Below are 18,347 nucleotides of genomic sequence, written 5' to 3'. Positions count from 1 at the left end.
TGTAAGGGAAGTTTAAGGTAATTCGATAGCACCGTTAGGGGAGGTCAGTTAGGATAAGAATAGAATTAACGTATAAAGAATGATGGATCAGGAGGGAATTATGTATGGAAATGTTACAAGTATCGGGACTGAACAAAGTATATCAGGGCAAAGTGCAGACTCAAGCCCTTAGTGATATTCATCTGACAATCAAACAAGGTGAGTTTGTGGGTATTATGGGCCCGTCCGGCAGTGGCAAAACCACATTGTTAAACATGGTCTCTACCATTGATGAACCCAGCTCAGGCAAGGTGCTAATTAATGGCATGAACCCGTTTGATATGAAAAAGAAAGAACTTGCCATGTTCCGGCGTCGGGAACTCGGGTTTGTCTTTCAGGATTTCAATCTGTTGGACACGCTGACGGTTGCCGAGAATATTGTACTTCCATTGACGCTGGACAAGGTCAAACTGAAGGAGATGGAGAGTAGACTACATCGTATTACAGCCAAGCTTGGGATTGATCATATTCTGGATAAACGAGTGTACGAAATCTCGGGTGGACAGCGACAGCGCACAGCCATTGCGAGATCCATGATCAATATGCCTTCGATTGTATTGGCGGATGAACCCACTGGTGCATTGGATTCCACTTCATCTCAGGCTGTCATGGAGTCGCTTGAACAGATTAATCAGCAGGAGAAAACGACCATTATGCTGGTGACACACGATCCCCTTGCTGCAAGTTATTGCAATCGAATCGTATTTATCAAGGACGGGAAACTGGCAGCGGAGGTACACCGCGGAGATAATCGGCAGACGTTCTTCCAGCGGATCATTGATACTTTATCCTTCTGGGGAGGGAATTCACATGAGCTTTCCTCAGTTCGCGTTTAATAACATTCGCCGCAATGGGCGAGCGTATATTGCTTTTTTTCTTAGCAGTGTGTTTATGGTCATGATATTTTTCGCTTATGCAGTATTTATCTATCATCCATATGTGGCAGAGTTGCCAATGGGTGACACTACCGCTACGGGGATGCAGATCGCTTCGATTATCGTGTATGTGTTTGCATTTTTCTTTGTTATGTATTCCATCAGTGCTTTTCTCAAATCACGGAACAAGGAGTTTGGCATTCTGACCATACTTGGTGCGGAGCCTGGACAGATTCGGAAATTGGTCATATTGGAAAATATGTTGATCGGCTGTCTGTCCATTATTGCCGGTATCGGCGGAGGCATGTTGTTGTCCAAGCTGTTCCTGATGTTAACCACTCGTTTTATCGGGATGGATGATCTGTCCTTTTATTTTCCGGTGAAAGCGATTCTGATTACGATCGGGGCCTTTCTGTTATTATTTTTCTGCATTTCACTTTTCACATTGGTATTTATCGGAAACAAACGGACGTTAGAACTTTTGACGGGGACCAGCAAACCTAAAAAAGAACCCAAAGCTTCGTGGTTCTTCTCACTTCTGGGCCTGACATTACTTACAATCGGATTTGTAGCACTCCGCAGTAAATTGAGTGGCGGTACGATCTTGCTCGCAGCAGTGACAGGCATCACAGGGACGTATTTTTTCTACTCACAACTTTCCGTGCTCATTATACGGGTATTGAAGCGTAATCGTAAAACGGTATGGCATGGTACTCGTCTGTTATGGATCTCAGAGATGAGTTACAAAATGAAGGATAATGCTCGGATGCTCTTTATGGTGACGGTAGTGATTGCGATTGCTTCGATGAGTGCAGTTGTGATTTTGTCACTGGATCAAGAGAACCGGGAGCAGTTTACAAACAATGATTTTCCAATTCAATACAATGTTTTCAGACCAGCAGAGCAATTGGATATGAGCGCTATTGATTCGATGCTTGAAGCTGCAGGCTTGGATTATCAACAGATATATCTGGAATATTTCTGGTCCGCTGCAGATCAGAGTGCTGTCTCGGTTATGCCGCTTAGTCACTACAACCAATACAATCTGACACAAGGGAAAAAGATGTTCCAATTGGATGCCGGATCTGCCTTATTTGTGGATACCCGCAATGAGAAGGATCAGGGTCAGATCGAGCGCAACAGATTTCGTAATTTTGCGAAGGGAGACAAGTTGACGTTGAGTCTGAATGCGAGCCCACTGGAAGCTCGGGTTACGGATACAGATACCGATCCACAGTTTGGAACCCTACTCTATGCTACAGGTGTAGTTGTCCTACCGGATGAGAAGTATGAAGAGATTGCCCAACAGATCAAAGAGAATATGATATCTGCTAAATATCTGTATCAGATTCCTGCATGGGGTCATGCTGTACCTGACCGCCACTCCTCGGAAGCCATGGTTAGCGATCAGCTTCTATTCTCCGCGGATTCCATTCGGAGTAGCAACGCTTCAACGGATAACCACTCTGGATATCTGAGTACGCGGTACGGTGATTTTGAAAGATTCAGACAGGGGACAGCACTATTTACCTTCTTGGGCATATTTATCGGATTAATCTTCTCGATCTCTTCCGCAAGCTTTCTGTATTTCAGACTGCATACCGATCTTGAAGCGGATGGAAAGATGGTGCATTCTCTTTCGAAAATGGGTCTCAGTTTCCAGGAGATGAAACGATCATCCACCGTTCAGATTGCTATTCTGTTCTTTTTACCGATCGGAGTAGCTATCATTGAAACTTTGGTCGTGGTTAAGCCATTTCTTACTGAATTCGGTATTACCAATTATACGATGCCGCTGTTGACTGTATTTGGTGCCTTTGTACTTGCACAGACGTTTTATTTCTTTGTTATTCGTTCCAGATATGTATCTTCTCTGCGCAAAATGATGGTGTAACTATCTTAGAAACAAACGGTCATAGGGACCGACGATGATCTGTTCATTGCCTGCATTCCTTGATTCAGATCAAGGAAATGCGGGTTTTCTTGCGATAAGATGAATGTATTCACAGATTATATTATCGAGGAGGAAGATTAATCATGAGTATCACGTCATTGCAAGAAGTCAAAACATTCAGCGAGGACCGTTTCACAAAACGGATTTTATTCCAACATGGTGATGGAGTGACCTTTGTACTTCATTTTCTGCCAGGTCAGCAGCTTCCCGTTCATAAACATCCGGGCACAGACGTTATTTTGCTGGTGGTCGAAGGCACAGGCACACTTATTTTGGATGGTGAAGAACAAGAGGTGAAACAAGAGGATGTGATCCATTGTGGCGGTGAGGTGGAGTTCGCATTCCATAATACAGGAGATCAGGAGGTTCGTTTGTTCGTGGTGTTAAATAAAGTACCAGCAGCATCGTATGCAAAGGACATCTAAGATCTAATATCTAGGAATTGATAGAATGATTCACTGATCGGCACTAATATAAGGGAAACTCTATTCTGGAGTTTCCTTATTTATTTTTTATTCAAAAAACACTGTATGTGTCCGACAAGCCATTTCGTAGGAGACGATCAAGTGTAAGTCAATCCTTCGAAAAACAAAAAGCATACGTGTGTCTGAGAACATCAGATTTAAGTACGCTTTTTCGTATTCCAGCAGTAATTTGTTCATGCATCCGGTCTATAGTCATTGTGCCTAGAAGTACCCTAGCATTTCTTTGGCTTCATTCGACATCAGCTGTGGAGACCACTGTGGCTCCCACACGACTTGAACATCAATATCAGTCTTATTTGTATTTTCCTGCAAAACCCATTTCACCGCACCAACAATTGTATCGTGCAGCGGGCAACCTGGTGTAGTCAGCGTCATCCGTACATGTACCCGTTCAGGCTCTTCCCTTACTTCATACACCAGACCCAAGTCAACGATATTGACACCTAATTCAGGGTCATATACTTCCTTGAGACATTCCAGCAAATGCGTGGTTTGTTCCATCATGTTCACTCTCCAGTCCATTTTATTAACATTAACGTCTGAATACCAAAGCAATATTTGTTATATAAACGATGGAGACAAGAGACAAAATCGTCCCTCCAACCATCATGACCTCTGCCAGATTAATCAGAATTCCACTGACAAGCAAAAGGCTTCCAGCGACCATGGCGAGCATACCCCAATTGACATACCGTTCACTTAGCATACCTGCCATCAGCGGTGTTCCGGGTCTGCCTGCCTGCTTGTCATATTTGTGGGTCCACCATAGAAAGGGCACGATTTTGGAGGCATAACCAAGTATGGTGAGAGACACCCAGCCCCCGAGATATACCCATCCAGACAGCAGAACAACACGTGGATGGAGCAGTAGTTCAGTCCCTTGCGAGGAATAGATCAGTAGGGCAACAGCATATACAGCCAACGCACGGCTTACATACACAGACCAGCGGATGCCCGGACCTGGGTTACTTTTGTGCCGTTTCTCCTGAATTTGCTCCAAGTGATACACATAGAAGAGAAGGGCTGCGGTTAGAAGTAGGAGCGCGAGCCAGAGCAGACCTCCCTTAATACCTGTCAGAAATGCGACAACACCTGTAACTACAGCTGCATTCCACAGAACCAGGACCACTTTTTGCAGTCGAATGGAATAATCGTGGGATAAGTAGAACATGGGAAGCATTTTGTAACTGAAGCCGGTAATTAACATGCCAAACCAGCCAAGTGTTCCCATCCAGATATGTGCGCCGAATAAGCGTTCATGCAGACTATTCCAATCACCAAAGGCAAAATTCAGACCCATTAGCATACCGGACAGCCCGGTAAGAACCAGATAAAGACAGGAACAAGCTGCGCTGATCGTTACCGGATTCCACTGTGAGGCCCGGAAGAGGGTAACGGCCATATTCCATCCGAACAACAGAATGCCAGAAAGCGCGAGTGTAGCAGAAACGGCAATCCAGATGACATCTGCATGAATGAAGCCGTATAAGATACCCACGATTCCAATACTGAACAAGAAATAATGACAATAACCGAGAAACAGACTGTAGATATTGGATTGCAAAATAACATGTATCAACTGATAAACGGCACCCATAGCCAGCATGGTTGCCCACCCGAGCACAAACAGATGGGCATGAAACCAGCCTTCGGGTCCTCTGAGTTCATCACCAAGCCAGCCTGTCAGCGAGAGCAGGGAGAATGCGTGATACATTACAAATCCAAAGATGCCCGTGATGATAAAAAGAAACGGCAACCTGGACATGGCTTTCGCCTCCTTACCCTTTTTCAATTCTCACTTTGGCTGTACCATCCGCCTGATCTGCAACTGTGTAGAGACAACCCAGATTGTTAAGTTCCTCAATCAAGAATACAGGCACACGGTCATTATGAATCAACACGACATCCCCGGGCTTGCAACGCTTCAGTGCCGCAAGCGTTCGCATCATCGGCTGAGGTGGTTCTAATCCCCGGTTATCAAGTACGACGGTTGGAGCCTGAGAAGATGGATTGAACTCAGCTTCCACAATAATTTCTTCTGGACGGCCCTCGCAGGAAAATGAGGTATCACCTGAAACCGAATCCAGTTCAGTCTTTGGGGGCGTACCGGATAAAACCGCTGCAGATATGGTATCTGCACTGGTTTTATTTTTTTTGTGCACAAATGTGGTGACCCAGTGATCTGAACTCTTGCGTTCTGATGAATTGGAGTACCCTTTCATTTTGAGAATACCGAGCAGAGGCGTTGGTTTGAATGGAGCGTGTAGTACAAATACATCTTCATGTTGAAGGCCTTTGACCGTGTCCATGATCAACTGAAACGGCTCCAGCTTTTTACTCAGATGAGAACGCACATCCAATTCAACAATATGGACTTCAGATGGAGACATGTGCGTTCACATCCAATCCTGCACCAGCTACATCCGCCTGCTGTACCAACTGTAGAGATGATTCATACAGGGCGACCATACCACCATACAGAGCATAGAAGAATGACTCCGGCGCATCGAGGGAGAAGGACAGATATGCTTTGGGATCCATTCCGAGCACACGCTCAAAAAGTCTCGCACTATCATAGGCGTAAAAACAGAAATGAGTATATTCGAACACAGGCATTTTTTCATAAATGGTAATGATCTCTTGTGCATATTCCACTTGCTCACGCTGTGCCATTTGAATCATGGTTGTGGCATCTTCCAGCCGCAGCGTGATGCGAAGTGTAGTGTCATCAATAATATCAACGTGCGCCATAGCGCTTCAGCTCCAATCTATAATTTGCTGATTTTGACCTGGAACGTTGTAGGCCCCTGTTCAATGTACTCCCAGTTGAAGCCGTCAGGATGTGTGGATTGGAACTGGAATCATAGCGGTTTTGGATCGTGATCATTAATAAGCAGCATGGATTCCTGCGGTTGCAGCTGATCAAACGTTTCGAAAATAACTTTATGTTTCAAATGCGGTGGATACTCCGTGGCATTAATAGTTGCTGCATATGTGTTCATGTGTCATTCCTCCAAATAGGGATAGTGTGGTGTTGCAATTTGATTATAGAAAATGTGAAGAGGGGTCTTTGTGAGCCTGCTCACACATTTCCTTTTGCCATAATTTTGCCTTATTTGGACCACAATCCTGTTTGGAAAAGGGTTACGGAGCATATATAGATGTGCACTTGTGCGCTATGTTTCACTTCTTGTGATATTTTGCACAGTTGAGCGAACGAGACATCCTTATATTTAGCGTCAAGATGACACTCGATGAGAGGAAGTATGTTCCCTCCTTCGGCTGATGTGAAGACAGCACCCTAGAGAAGGGAGGTACGTGTATGGAATCGAAATTAATGGACCCATTTGGAAGAATACATGATTACTTAAGAATTTCGGTTACGGATCGCTGTAATCTCCGCTGTGTGTATTGTATGCCGGAGGAAGGAATGCAGTTTGAACCGACAGAACGAATCCTGTCCTATGAAGAAATCACGTCCATCGTTAAGGCGCTTGCTCCATTAGGCATTAGGAAATTGCGTTTAACTGGAGGGGAGCCTCTTGTTCGCAAGGGTCTGGATCAACTGATTGCCATGTTGTCCGCCATTCCAGGAATTGAAGATATCGCATTGACAACCAATGGCATCTATTTGGCAGCCTATGCGGATCTGCTGAAGGCTGCGGGGCTAACACGGGTGAACATAAGCCTGGATTCTTTGAAGCCAGAACGATTCGCAAGCATTACCCGGGGCGGCAAGGTGCAGCGTGTGCTGGATGGCATTAAAGCCAGTCAAAAGGCTGGATTTCATCCGATCAAGCTGAACGTGGTGCTGATGAAAGGCGTGAACGACGATGAAGTGGAAGACTTTCTGAGGATGACCCTGGATGAACCCATTCATATTCGTTTTATCGAGTACATGCCTATAGGTGACAGTGGTGATGGCTGGAGATCAGGATATCTACCACTCGAACATGTGCTGGAAACATGCGGAGCATCATGGAACTACGAAAGCTGTGGTGAAGTTTACGGCAATGGTCCCGCAGATAGTTACCGCATAAAGGGAGCTGCTGGAACCTTTGGTCTGATCCATCCGGTCAGCAGTCATTTCTGCGGAAATTGCAATCGACTCAGGCTGACGGCAGACGGAAATATCAAACCTTGTCTCTACTGGTCGGATGAGTTCAATGTTCGTCCACTCGTAGGTGATGACAAGGCGGTTCAGGGCTTATTTTACAAGGCACTCGGAGCCAAACCCGAAACCCATGACATGGTAAAAGCCTTAAACGGGCAACAGATCGACGGCACGCCAACGTTGCGAAATATGTCGCAAATCGGAGGTTAGCAACCGCAGTTCAAGATTCAGACTTGCATTAACAGGTCACATTTGTGGGAGGACAACAATGAGTAACAAAAGCATGCCCTGGATGGGCAAACTCAAATATTTTGCCAAACGTGAAAAAAGTGCGGAGGGCTGGAGTGAAATGTCCCCGGTTAATCGGGACTGGGAAGATGTCTATCGCCGCCGCTGGCAGCATGACAAAGTGGTACGTTCCACACACGGAGTCAATTGTACCGGATCATGCAGCTGGCAGATCTATGTAAAGGATGGCATTGTGACCTGGGAAACGCAGGCAACCGATTATCCTTCAACTGGACCGGATATGCCGGAATTTGAACCACGGGGATGCCCGCGTGGAGCGAGCTTTTCATGGTATTTGTACAGTCCACTGCGTGTCAAACATCCCTACGTACGTGGTGCGCTGCTGGATATGTGGCGTGATGCACTTCAGACACATGGTGACCCGGTCCAAGCGTGGTCCAGCATTGCGGATGATCCTGCAAAAGTAAAAAGATATAAATCCGTACGTGGTAAAGGTGGATTGGTTCGTGCGTCTTGGGGAGAAGTTACACAGATTATTGCAGCTTCTTTGATTCATACGATCAAAGAATACGGACCCGACCGAATTATTGGTTTCTCACCGATTCCTGCCATGTCGATGGTCAGTTATGCAGCAGGATCACGGTTCTTATCCTTGATGGGATCACCATTGCTCAGTTTCTACGACTGGTATGCGGATCTGCCACCGGCTTCACCTCAGATCTGGGGTGATCAAACGGACGTACCGGAGAGCAGTGACTGGTACAACTCGGGATACATTCTGGTATGGGGCTCGAATCTGCCAATGACGCGGACACCGGATGCCCACTTCCTGGCTGAAGCACGTTATCGGGGAACAAAAGTGGTATCCATCAGCCCGGACTATGCGGAGTATGTGAAATTCGCAGATACGTGGATGTCGGTAAAACAAGGGACGGACGGCGCTCTGGCGATGGCTATGGGCCATGTCATTCTAAAAGAGTTTTACATTGAAAAACCTACGGACTATTTCATGCAATATGCCAAACAGTATACTGATTTTCCAAATCTGCTGATTGTAGAAGAAAAAGATGGCGTACACACAGCAGGCAGATTTCTCGTTGGGGAAGATCTGGGCATCACAGGCAATAATATGGCTTGGAAAACGCTTGTATATGATGAAAACAGTGGAACCTATGCCATGCCAAAAGGAAGTTTGGGCTTCCGTTGGGGCGAAGAAGGCACATGGAATCTCAAAATGGAACACGTAGAGAACGGTGAGCCGATTAATCCAAGATTATCCTTGCTCGGTGTTCACCACGACCTCGTCACCATTCAACTGCCCTACTTTGATGACGAAGGTAAACATATCATGCAACGTCAGATTCCTGTACGTCGAATATGGCTTGAGGATCGATGGATCATGGTCACAGCCGTATATGATCTTGTGCTTGCGAAGTACGGAGTCGAACGAGAAATGACCCGCTCTGCGGATTCAACAGAAGTTGTCACTAATGGAGAACAGTTGAGTGTACGTATTAACCGTGGAGACGACATCTTGCATGAACCGCAGGAAAAACCGTTTACCCCTGCATGGCAAGAGAAAATTACCGGTGTAGATCAAGAAACGGTTACGCAGATTGCCCGTGAGTTTGCACAGAATGCCATCGATACCCAAGGTCGGTCCATGATCATCATGGGAGCAGGTATTAATCACTGGTACAACTCCGACGTTATCTATCGCGCAATAATTAACCTAATTCTGATGACTGGCTGTCAGGGTGTGAATGGTGGAGGCTGGGCCCATTATGTCGGTCAAGAAAAATTGCGTCCGGCTGAAGGCTGGCAAACGATTGCCTTTGCTCGTGACTGGACCGGACCTGCACGTCTGCAGAACGGAACATCCTTCTTCTACTTTGCAACAGATCAATGGAGATACGAGGAGACCCAAGTCGAAGAGTTGACTTCGGCGCTTGAAGGTGAACCCCGGTTCCAGCATGTAGCCGATTATAATGTGATGGCTGCTCGTATGGGCTGGCTTCCATCCTATCCACAATTCAATCGCAACTCGATTGATCTGCATCAGGATGCATTGCAGGCCGGAGCAACGACGAAGGAAGAGATTGGTGCTTATGTTGCTTCCGAGTTACAGAACAAAAATCTGAAGTTCTCGATCGAGCAACCGGATGATCCGGCGAACTTCCCACGTGTGCTATTTGTCTGGAGAGCAAATCTGATCTCAAGTTCTGGCAAAGGACATGAGTATTTCCTCAAGCATCTACTCGGTGCTACGAACGGATTGTTGAACGATGACGATCATGGATTGCGCCCAGAACATGTGGAGTGGGTGGATGAGGCACCGGAAGGCAAGCTTGATCTGATGATCAATATGGATTTCCGTATGGCAGGAACAGCGATGTATTCCGATATTGTGCTGCCAGCAGCGACCTGGTATGAGAAAAGCGATCTGAGCAGTACGGATATGCATCCGTTCGTTCATCCATTCAATCCGGCGGTAGCCGCGCAGTGGGAATCCCGTTCCGACTGGGATACCTTCAAGGAAATCGCACGTGTATTCTCCGAGATGGCTGCGCAGCAATTCGATGGGCCGCAGAAGGAGATCATTGCTACACCGCTCTTGCATGATTCACCGGATGAGCTTGCTCAACCGTACGGAGAGATCAAAGACTGGAGTGCGGGAGAATGTGAAGCAATCCCGGGTAAAACGATGCCACATATTCAGGTCGTGGAACGTGACTATGCTGCCGTATATAACAAAATGATCAGTCTAGGACCTGTGGTGAAGGATAAACCAATCGGTACCAAAGGCATATCCTGGTCTGCTAGTGAAGAGTATGAAAAACTCAAGGGTATTCTGGGCGTGCACCGTAAAGATGGCGTTGGACAAGGATGTCCGGATCTGAGCACCGACCGCAATGTTGCGGAGGCCATTCTGACCTTGTCCAGTACAACGAATGGCAAGATGGCCGTACGTGCGTGGGAAGCGCTGGAACAGAAAACGGCATTACATCTGAAAGATTTGGCTGAGGAACGGTCTGAGGAATGTTTTACATTTGACGAGATCACTTCCAAACCGAAAACGGTCATTACCTCGCCTGCATTCAGCGGATCTGAAAAAGGCGGACGCCGATATTCGCCATTCACCACCAATGTGGAGCGCCTGATTCCATGGCGTACATTGACCGGCAGACAGCAGTTCTATATTGATCATGCGATGCTCCGTGAGTTCGGAGAGACATTAGCGACATTTAAACCTGTGTTGAAGCATACGCCGTTCCATCCGAACAGCAAACGTCCGATCGAAGGTGGCAAAGAAATTGTCCTGAATTACCTGACACCGCATAACAAGTGGTCAATCCACAGTATGTACTATGATGCGCTGCCGATGCTGACGTTGTTCCGAGGTGGCCCAACAATCTGGATGAACTACGAAGATGCAGAAGAAGCCGGACTGGTCGACAACGACTGGATCGAATGTTTCAACCGTAACGGGGTAGTCGTTGCCAGAGCCGTAGTAACACACCGTATTCCTCGCGGCATGGCATTCATGTATCATGCTCAGGACCGTCACATTAACGTTCCGGGTACCAAAATATCACAGACACGTGGGGGTACACATAACAGTCCGACACGTATTCATGTGAAGCCAACACATATGATCGGTGGTTATGCCCAGTTAAGTTATGGCTTCAACTACTATGGCCCGACAGGTAACCAGCGTGACCTCAATGTCATCATAAGAAAACTGCAGGAGGTGGATTGGCTTGAAGATTAAAGCACAAGTCAGTATGGTCATGAATCTGGACAAATGCATAGGGTGCCATACATGTAGTGTGACGTGCAAAAACACCTGGACTAATCGTCCAGGTGCAGAATATATGTACTGGAACAATGTGGAGACCAAGCCAGGGGTCGGTTATCCAAAACAATGGGAGGACCAGGAGCGTTATCGCGGTGGCTGGGAGATGAAGAATGGCAAACTGGAATTGAAGTCCGGCACAAGGGCAAGACGCTTGCTTAACATTTTCCATAATCCGGATCAGCCTACCATTGATGATTATTACGAGCCATGGACATACGAGTATGAGAAACTGACGAACAGTCCGGAGAAAAAACATCAGCCTGTAGCAAGACCGAAATCCCAGATTACGGGTGAATATATGAATCTGGAGTGGGGTCCGAACTGGGAAGACGATCTGGCAGGTGCCCATGTAACGGGGATGGAAGATCCCAATATGAAGGGTGTCGAAGCCTCAATCAAAATGGATTTTGAACAGGTATTTATGATGTACCTGCCACGGATCTGTGAACACTGTCTCAACCCGGCCTGTGTATCCTCCTGTCCTTCCGGAGCGATGTACAAACGGGAAGAAGACGGCATTGTACTGGTCGACCAAAATGCATGCCGCGCATGGAGATTCTGTGTGTCGAGCTGTCCTTACAAAAAAGTCTATTTCAACTGGCAGACAAACAAAGCCGAGAAATGTACTCTTTGTTTCCCACGGATTGAAGCGGGTCTACCAACGATCTGTTCCGAAACCTGTGTGGGACGTATCCGTTATATCGGCCTGATGCTGTATGATGCAGACCGTGTTGAAGCCGCTGCTTCGGTTGAAAATGATCAGGATCTCTATGAATCCCAGATGGATATTTTCCTTGATCCGAATGACCCTGAGGTGATTCGCGAAGCGCGCGAGGCCGGAATTCCAGAGGATTGGATTATTGCAGCGCAACAGTCCCCTATTTATAAAATGGTTATTGACTGGAAAATTGCGCTCCCGCTTCGCCCAGAATACCGCACCATGCCAATGGTATGGTACATTCCACCGCTTAGCCCGATTACCAATCGGGTAGAGGGACAGGGAAGTTCGCTGGAGGCCAATGATATTTTCCCGGCGATTGATAACATGCGTATTCCAGTGGAATATTTGGCCAATCTGCTTACGGCAGGAGATACGGATCGAATCCGTGAAGTACTGCGAAAAATGGCAGTTATGCGCATTCACATGCGTAACCAGCAGACGGGCAAGACCAGTGAATCGGAATTACTGGAAAGAGTAGGCATGGATGCTCAGGAAGTGGAGGACATGTACCGACTGCTCGCTATTGCGAAATACAATGACCGTTTTGTCATCCCGCCAGCTCACCGTGAGGAAGTGGAAGATCTCTTCAGCGAACAGGGCAGCTGCGGACTTGATTTTGCAGGGGGGCCAGGTTCTTGCGGAGTATTCTGATGGGAGAGGAGACAACGACAACGATGACGATCGAACTCAATGAAGGAACAGGTCAGGCTCTGGTTTACGATACGAATACAAGAAGAATGGTCTGTAAACTGATCTCCTATCTGTTGCAATATCCCGATACAGTGTGGAGAGAAGGGCTGCAGGGAGTGAAGGAAGCTATACAGTCCATTTCCGATGAGACGGTGAACCAGATCTTGCTGACATTTGTAGATGAAGCACAGGCAGTAAGCTCGATTGAGTGGCAGGATGCCTATGTTCGTACATTCGATTTTGATAAAAAGTGTAACCTCTATCTCACGTATGCTCTTCATGGCGATGAGCGGGATCGGGGCCCGGCTCTGATTGAATTGAAACGCAGATATGAAGCTGCAGGATTTTATATGGAAGTAAGTGAGTTGCCGGATTATCTGCCTATGGTGCTTGAATTTGTGGCTGAGGCTCCTGAGGAAGATGCCTTGGGTGTGCTCTCCAGCTGCTATAAAGCTCTGGTCACGATGACCGAGAGCATTACCGGACAGAACAGCCCATATGGACCATTGCTCAGTCTGATGTTACAGGTCATTCCTGAGCCCCCAGCTCCTGATGTACCCAAACAAGAAGAAGCAGTTAACCAACAACCTGAAGATCTTATGCAGATCGCGGCTCAGATGAGGAGGGGGAATCGGTGAGTACACTGGAACTGTTGTTATGGGGCGCTCTTCCCTATATGGTCATTGTTTTCTGTATTACGGCAACGATCTGGAGATATGTGACGAATCCCTTCAGTTGGACGTCCAAGTCCAGTGAGATGTTGGAGAAACGCATGTTAAAATGGGGCAGCTTACTCTTTCACATCGGAATATTCGCCGTAATCTGTGGACATATTGCCGGTTTGCTTGTTCCGGTAGAGTTCTATCGCTGGATCGGCCTCAGTGATGAAGGATATCACTTGATGGCTATCGCAGGAGGACTGCCTGCGGGGATCATTGCATTTGCAGGTGCAGTCATTCTACTGGTTCGCCGTTATGTTGTTCGCCGGGTGCGGGCAACAAGCAGCATCGGGGACTGGCTGGCCCTTGTCATGTTGATCATTGTCATTGTCACCGGAATACTAGCGACCTCGGCCAATGCGGTAAATCACACAGGTTTCGACTATCGAACAACCATTAATCCATGGTTGCGCGGTCTGATCGTATTCCAGCCTGATCCGGTTCTGATGCAGACGGTACCGCTGAATTTCAAAGTACACATTCTGCTTACCTTTGTACTGTACTGCGTGTTTCCATTTACTCGTCTGGTTCACATGTTAAGTATGCCACTGGGTTATCTGAAACGCAGTTATGTGTTGTATCGCAGAAGAGATGGAGCTGTGTATCCGAATCAGGAACAAAAAAAGGAAAGGGCGATGTAAATGCAACATAAAGGAAAGGTTCAACTGCCCTTGCAAACCGCAAGTCTGGTTCTTGGTTTCATGGTATGGGTTATCCTGTCATCTCTGATGCCATTTATTAAAGAGGATATTGCGCTTACATCTTCCCAGCTTGCATGGGCAACAGCAATTCCTGTATTGATCGGATCGATTGCCCGCATTCCAATTGGTTATTGGACGAATCGATATGGAGCACGTAATATTTTCATGATTAGCTTTGTTCTGTTGCTGGCTCCTGTATGGTGGATTAGCCGTGCGACATCGTTCAGTGATCTGGTGATTGGTGGACTGTTCCTCGGTATTGGGGGAGCTGTCTTCTCCGTCGGTGTAACTTCACTGCCCAAATACTATCCGAAAGAGCGACATGGGTTTGTTAACGGGATCTACGGAATTGGTAACCTGGGGACAGCACTGTCTGCATTTGGAGCCCCACTGATCGCTGATCGTATGGGGTGGTCTACGACGGTTCTACTCTACAGTATTTTACTACTAGGAATGGCAGCGCTGAATTTTGCTCTGGGAGACAAAAAGGAAACACGTGTTAATGTTCCGCTTATGCAGCAGCTGAAGGCCATATCACGCAACAATAAACTATGGTTGCTCTGTTTGTTCTATTTTCTGACATTTGGTTCGTTCGTGGCATTTACGGTATATTTGCCAAATTTCTTAGTCAGTCATTTCCAGATGGACAAAGTCGATGCAGGTATTCGTACAGCGGGATTTATTCTCGTTGCTACCATCATGCGACCTATTGGAGGCTGGCTTGGAGATCGATTTAATCCGTTCAAAATATTAATGTTTGTGTTCGGCGGATTAACGATTGCAGCGATTGTATTATCCTTCGCGCCATCATTCTATATCTATACGATTGGATGTCTGACTGTGGCATTATGCGCAGGGACAGGTAACGGAACCATTTTCAAATTAGTGCCAATGTATTTCGTCAAACAACCAGGTGTAGCGAATGGAATGATCTCCGCTATGGGGGGACTGGGTGGATTCTTCCCTCCGTTGATGTTGACTTTGTTGTACAGCATGACGGGTCATTATGCCATTGGTTTCATGGCTTTGTCTCAGATTGCGTTGGTCAGTCTTGTACTTGTGATCTGGATGTTCTACCAGGAGAAGCTTCAGTTATCTGCCAGCATTCTGGAGAGTACCATTGAAGCCATTCTGATCACAGATACGAACAGTGTTATTACATCCGTGAACCCGGCCTTTACTGCGGTCACTGGTTATAGTGCTGAAGAGGCGGTTGGACAGAAGCCAAGTCTGCTGAAATCCGGTAAGCAGGATAAACGTTTCTATGACCAATTATGGCTGGAATTACGTGAAAAAGGATATTGGCAAGGAGAGATCTGGAATCGGAAGAAAAATGGAGACATCTATCAGGAATGGCTAAGTATTACGGCAATCCGTAATGAAGCAGGCGAAGTCAAATATTATGCGGGCATGTTCAGTGACATGGGCAAGCCAGAGCTCACAATCGCCTGATACATGTATCGGTAATTGTGCATACAGCAAGAGACCTTAACATCGATTGCAGGCGTTAAGGTCTCTTTTTGCACACAGAGATTGGTGTAAGGAATTGGGGTAACCCTAGTGGAGCTTGATGATCATGCATCCTTTTGTTGTTTCAATGCTTGTAAATCAAGAATGATAATTCGGCTGCGATCCACTTCGAGCAAGTGCTCTTTCGTAAGCTGGTTTAGAAGTCGGTTTGCTGTCTCCCTTGTTGTTCCGATGGAGTTGGCGAACTCCTGATGTGTCATGGGCAGGTTGATGATAATCTGGTCTCCGACCGTCTGTCCGTGTTGCTCTGCAAGCATTAAGAGGAAAGAAAGCACACGGTTGCGCACATCCTGACCAGAGAGTACTTGCAATTTATCCTGTAATTCTCGTATTTTGTCTCCGAGTACACGCATGATTTTGATCGCAATCGATGGAGTGCCCAGCATTAATCGTTCGAACAATCGGACAGGTATGGCCAGTAGTTCAGTAGGGGTAATCGCTTCAGCGGTAGCCGGATAGGGGTGTGCGTTAAAAAAGCCGGTGTGCGGGAACATATCTCCTGTTTTGAGGAAAGAGACAATCTGTTCATGCCCGTTCTCATCCGTTTTGTAAGCTTTTACAATGCCCGTACGGATGAAAAAAACAGCTTCTTTTTCACTACCTTCGCTAAAAATGACCGTTTTCTTGTGAATGCTTCTAGATATGGCGATATCTTCGACCTGCTTTAATTCCTCAGGGCTAAGGTCCTGGAAGATGGGGAACTGTTGTAGAAACTCCGCTGCTGAATCTTTGTTTACCCTGCTCATGAGAATCTTTCCTCTCTGTTTTCATATTTCTGAACTTTGACATCATTCAATCCTAGGAGGTTAACTGTGAAGTGAAAACCAATACAATCGTTATCCCCCATGAACATGGCGGTTGGGCCATGGTTAGTGTGCCTTTTCTGGTAGGTGTGATTGCAAGTGGACCGCATTGGCTGCATGTGCCCTTATTTGTAGCCTGGCTTGGACTATATCTAACCGCGTATCCCTTGTTGCAGTCCCTGAAAAGAAATGCCAATCAACATCGTCTGTACAAATGGGCTGCAATCTACGGTACAGTGGCTCTAATCTGTCTTATTCCACCCATTCTTGGTGAGTCCACGCTGTTATTCTTCGGCCCTGTACTGGGCGGACTGTTGCTTGTGAACATCTGGCATGTGAGAAACAAAGTAGAACGCTCGCTTACCAATGACTTGTGTGCCATGCTAATGTTCTCTCTTGGAGGCGCAGCTGCCTATCTCATTGGAGGCGGGCACTGGGACTATGGCATGGCGATCGTAGTTCTGTTTTCTTTCTTACATTTTACAGGAAGTACGTTCTTTGTGAAATCGGTCTTTCGAGAGCGAACGAATAAGCGTTGGCTGATGCTAACTCGCCTGGTACATATCCTTCTAATCATTATACCGATGGTGATCGGGTATCCATGGATGTCTTTGGCGTATGTCTATTCCGCTGGGCGCACCTTCATATATGCAGGCAAAACACTGCGCCCTATGAAGGTGGGAATTATCGAAATTATTGGAGCCGTGCAGTTCTTGCTCTGGTCCATTCTGTTGTAATCCGCATCATTTCATCATAGCGTGATTATTGAACACAGCAGGTGATATAGGTCACAACGTCGCAGGAATGTTTTTGATTCGTCAGCCAAGGTTAATGGAATGATAGAACATAATTGAACTTGAGAGGGGTCGGCCCAGATGTGGACTGCATTCATGTGGGGCGGCATCTCTGCCTCAGCGGTTGTCATAGGCGCACTCGCAGCATTGTTTCTGAAGATTCCCAAACGAGTCATTGGCTGGATTATGGCTTTTGGGACAGGTACATTAATCGGGGCAGCTACCTTTGAACTACTCGGAGATGCGCTGAATGATGGAGGGATTATCCCTACAGCCATTGGATTTACGGCGGGTGCCGTCGTATATACGCTGTTTGACTTGCTCGTTTCTGCAAAGGGAGGGGCAGGGCGCAAACGCTCGGGAAGGTCAGGAGACTCGAATCAAAGCGGCCTGGGTATCTTTGCAGGCACGGTAATGGACGCTATCCCGGAATCCATCATGCTTGGAGCCAGCTTGCTGGCTGGCAACGGTGTCAGTGTGGTGCTGGTGGTATCGATCTTTGTCAGCAACATTCCTGAAGGTCTTTCCAGTACGGTTGGACTGCAGGGCAAGTACAGTCGTGGCAAAATTATATTAATGTGGCTGAGTGTACTATTGATCTCCGCGCTTGCGGCTTTGGGTGGATATCTGTTTCTGGAACAGCTTCCAGAGGAGATGGGGGCAGCAATTGGTGCATTTGCAGGTGGCGGAATCATTGCTATGATTTGCTCTACCATGATGCCGGAGGCTTTCGAAGAGGGCGGACCTGTTGTGGGTTTGATTGCATCCATGGGATTGCTCGTATCGCTGTTGTTGGATCTATAGAGGACAGAAC

At 46.9% G+C, this 18,347-nt stretch carries 17 protein-coding genes; 11 read left to right on the top strand and 6 right to left on the bottom strand.

The features are described 5' to 3' along the window. The first annotated feature begins 104 nt into the window (after nucleotides 1-104). The 3 genes from ACETMN_RS19820 (at nucleotide 105) to ACETMN_RS19810 (ending at nucleotide 3,293) form a co-directional block, all read left to right on the top strand. Nucleotides 105-875: an ABC transporter ATP-binding protein gene (locus ACETMN_RS19820; RefSeq protein WP_017687815.1), complete on the top strand. Its 771-nt coding sequence runs from the start codon at nucleotides 105-107 to the stop codon at nucleotides 873-875. Continuing rightward, entirely contained in the window at nucleotides 850-2,808 is a 1,959-nt protein-coding gene (locus tag ACETMN_RS19815) for an ABC transporter permease (protein WP_091017897.1), read from the top strand. The genes ACETMN_RS19820 and ACETMN_RS19815 overlap by 26 nt, the downstream gene beginning before the upstream one ends. A 143-nt stretch (nucleotides 2,809-2,951) precedes the next feature. Next, entirely contained in the window at nucleotides 2,952-3,293 is a 342-nt protein-coding gene (locus ACETMN_RS19810) for a cupin domain-containing protein (protein WP_091017896.1), read from the top strand. Between the two features lie 261 nt (nucleotides 3,294-3,554). Here the strand turns inward: ACETMN_RS19810 and ACETMN_RS19805 are convergent, their stop codons facing one another. The 5 genes from ACETMN_RS19805 to ACETMN_RS19785 form a co-directional block, all read right to left on the bottom strand. Then, the gene (locus tag ACETMN_RS19805; RefSeq protein ID WP_036613395.1) at nucleotides 3,555-3,854 is read right to left on the bottom strand and encodes a metal-sulfur cluster assembly factor; all 300 of its coding nucleotides are present in this window, start codon (nucleotides 3,852-3,854) and stop codon (nucleotides 3,555-3,557) included. 31 nt (nucleotides 3,855-3,885) lie between these two features. Continuing rightward, entirely contained in the window at nucleotides 3,886-5,118 is a 1,233-nt protein-coding gene (locus ACETMN_RS19800; protein WP_411734986.1) for a hypothetical protein, read from the bottom strand. A 13-nt stretch (nucleotides 5,119-5,131) separates the two neighbouring features. Then, complete coding sequence (locus ACETMN_RS19795) at nucleotides 5,132-5,743, bottom strand: DUF2249 domain-containing protein (RefSeq protein WP_091017892.1); 612 nt, start codon at nucleotides 5,741-5,743, stop codon at nucleotides 5,132-5,134. Continuing rightward, complete coding sequence (locus ACETMN_RS19790) at nucleotides 5,730-6,104, bottom strand: hypothetical protein (protein WP_091017890.1); 375 nt, start codon at nucleotides 6,102-6,104, stop codon at nucleotides 5,730-5,732. The genes ACETMN_RS19795 and ACETMN_RS19790 overlap by 14 nt, the downstream gene beginning before the upstream one ends. Before the next feature lie 110 nt (nucleotides 6,105-6,214). Beyond that, complete coding sequence (locus ACETMN_RS19785) at nucleotides 6,215-6,355, bottom strand: DUF2249 domain-containing protein (protein ID WP_411734985.1); 141 nt, start codon at nucleotides 6,353-6,355, stop codon at nucleotides 6,215-6,217. Nucleotides 6,356-6,675: 320 nt separating this feature from the next. Here ACETMN_RS19785 and moaA point away from each other — a divergent pair, with 320 nt between their 5' ends. The 6 genes from moaA to ACETMN_RS19755 are packed head-to-tail and all read left to right on the top strand — an operon-like array spanning nucleotide 6,676 to nucleotide 15,858. Continuing rightward, nucleotides 6,676-7,677, top strand: a complete 1,002-nt coding sequence (gene moaA / locus ACETMN_RS19780) for a GTP 3',8-cyclase MoaA (protein WP_411734984.1) — start codon at nucleotides 6,676-6,678, stop codon at nucleotides 7,675-7,677. A gap of 58 nt (nucleotides 7,678-7,735) precedes the next feature. Beyond that, a complete protein-coding gene (locus ACETMN_RS19775; RefSeq protein WP_411734983.1) occupies nucleotides 7,736-11,488 on the top strand; it encodes a nitrate reductase subunit alpha in 3,753 nt (1,250 codons plus the stop codon). After that, nucleotides 11,478-12,947, top strand: a complete 1,470-nt coding sequence (gene narH, locus ACETMN_RS19770) for a nitrate reductase subunit beta (protein ID WP_411734982.1) — start codon at nucleotides 11,478-11,480, stop codon at nucleotides 12,945-12,947. Before ACETMN_RS19775 ends, narH begins: the two co-directional genes overlap by 11 nt. Beyond that, nucleotides 12,932-13,624 carry a nitrate reductase molybdenum cofactor assembly chaperone gene (gene narJ, locus ACETMN_RS19765; RefSeq protein WP_210108561.1) on the top strand — a complete coding sequence of 231 codons (693 nt, stop codon included), beginning with the start codon at nucleotides 12,932-12,934 and terminating at the stop codon, nucleotides 13,622-13,624. Before narH ends, narJ begins: the two co-directional genes overlap by 16 nt. Further along, the gene (gene narI, locus ACETMN_RS19760; RefSeq protein ID WP_341073384.1) at nucleotides 13,621-14,346 is read left to right on the top strand and encodes a respiratory nitrate reductase subunit gamma; all 726 of its coding nucleotides are present in this window, start codon (nucleotides 13,621-13,623) and stop codon (nucleotides 14,344-14,346) included. Before narJ ends, narI begins: the two co-directional genes overlap by 4 nt. Beyond that, nucleotides 14,347-15,858, top strand: a complete 1,512-nt coding sequence (locus tag ACETMN_RS19755; protein ID WP_105599323.1) for an MFS transporter — start codon at nucleotides 14,347-14,349, stop codon at nucleotides 15,856-15,858. 122 nt (nucleotides 15,859-15,980) lie between these two features. Here ACETMN_RS19755 and ACETMN_RS19750 read toward each other — a convergent pair whose 3' ends face one another. Next, nucleotides 15,981-16,682: a Crp/Fnr family transcriptional regulator gene (locus tag ACETMN_RS19750; RefSeq protein ID WP_091017875.1), complete on the bottom strand. Its 702-nt coding sequence runs from the start codon at nucleotides 16,680-16,682 to the stop codon at nucleotides 15,981-15,983. A gap of 71 nt (nucleotides 16,683-16,753) precedes the next feature. Between ACETMN_RS19750 and ACETMN_RS19745 the strand changes: the two genes are divergently transcribed. Beyond that, entirely contained in the window at nucleotides 16,754-17,476 is a 723-nt protein-coding gene (locus tag ACETMN_RS19745; RefSeq protein WP_411734981.1) for a YwiC-like family protein, read from the top strand. Nucleotides 17,477-17,614: 138 nt separating this feature from the next. Then, the gene (locus tag ACETMN_RS19740) at nucleotides 17,615-18,337 is read left to right on the top strand and encodes a ZIP family metal transporter (RefSeq protein ID WP_091017873.1); all 723 of its coding nucleotides are present in this window, start codon (nucleotides 17,615-17,617) and stop codon (nucleotides 18,335-18,337) included. Nucleotides 18,338-18,347: the final 10 nt, after the last annotated feature.

It is taken from the genome of Paenibacillus sp. M2, from assembly GCF_046713495.1.
Classification (GTDB): Bacteria; Bacillota; Bacilli; order Paenibacillales; family Paenibacillaceae; genus Paenibacillus; species Paenibacillus amylolyticus_B.
This window is presented reverse-complemented; position numbering and strand designations above follow the sequence as displayed.

Bases quoted from the DNA above. Each gene is read 5' to 3' on its own strand.
- ACETMN_RS19800 (WP_411734986.1), bottom strand. From the start codon at position 5,118: ATGTCCAGGTTGCCGTTTCTTTTTATCATCACGGGCATCTTTGGATTT.
- ACETMN_RS19820 (WP_017687815.1), top strand. From the start codon at position 105: ATGGAAATGTTACAAGTATCGGGACTGAACAAAGTATATCAGGGCAAA.
- ACETMN_RS19755 (WP_105599323.1), top strand. From the start codon at position 14,347: ATGCAACATAAAGGAAAGGTTCAACTGCCCTTGCAAACCGCAAGTCTG.
- ACETMN_RS19815 (WP_091017897.1), top strand. From the start codon at position 850: ATGAGCTTTCCTCAGTTCGCGTTTAATAACATTCGCCGCAATGGGCGA.
- ACETMN_RS19795 (WP_091017892.1), bottom strand. From the start codon at position 5,743: ATGTCTCCATCTGAAGTCCATATTGTTGAATTGGATGTGCGTTCTCAT.
- ACETMN_RS19810 (WP_091017896.1), top strand. From the start codon at position 2,952: ATGAGTATCACGTCATTGCAAGAAGTCAAAACATTCAGCGAGGACCGT.
- ACETMN_RS19775 (WP_411734983.1), top strand. From the start codon at position 7,736: ATGAGTAACAAAAGCATGCCCTGGATGGGCAAACTCAAATATTTTGCC.
- ACETMN_RS19740 (WP_091017873.1), top strand. From the start codon at position 17,615: ATGTGGACTGCATTCATGTGGGGCGGCATCTCTGCCTCAGCGGTTGTC.
- ACETMN_RS19790 (WP_091017890.1), bottom strand. From the start codon at position 6,104: ATGGCGCACGTTGATATTATTGATGACACTACACTTCGCATCACGCTG.
- moaA (WP_411734984.1), top strand. From the start codon at position 6,676: ATGGAATCGAAATTAATGGACCCATTTGGAAGAATACATGATTACTTA.
- ACETMN_RS19805 (WP_036613395.1), bottom strand. From the start codon at position 3,854: ATGGAACAAACCACGCATTTGCTGGAATGTCTCAAGGAAGTATATGAC.
- ACETMN_RS19750 (WP_091017875.1), bottom strand. From the start codon at position 16,682: ATGAGCAGGGTAAACAAAGATTCAGCAGCGGAGTTTCTACAACAGTTC.
- ACETMN_RS19785 (WP_411734985.1), bottom strand. From the start codon at position 6,355: ATGAACACATATGCAGCAACTATTAATGCCACGGAGTATCCACCGCAT.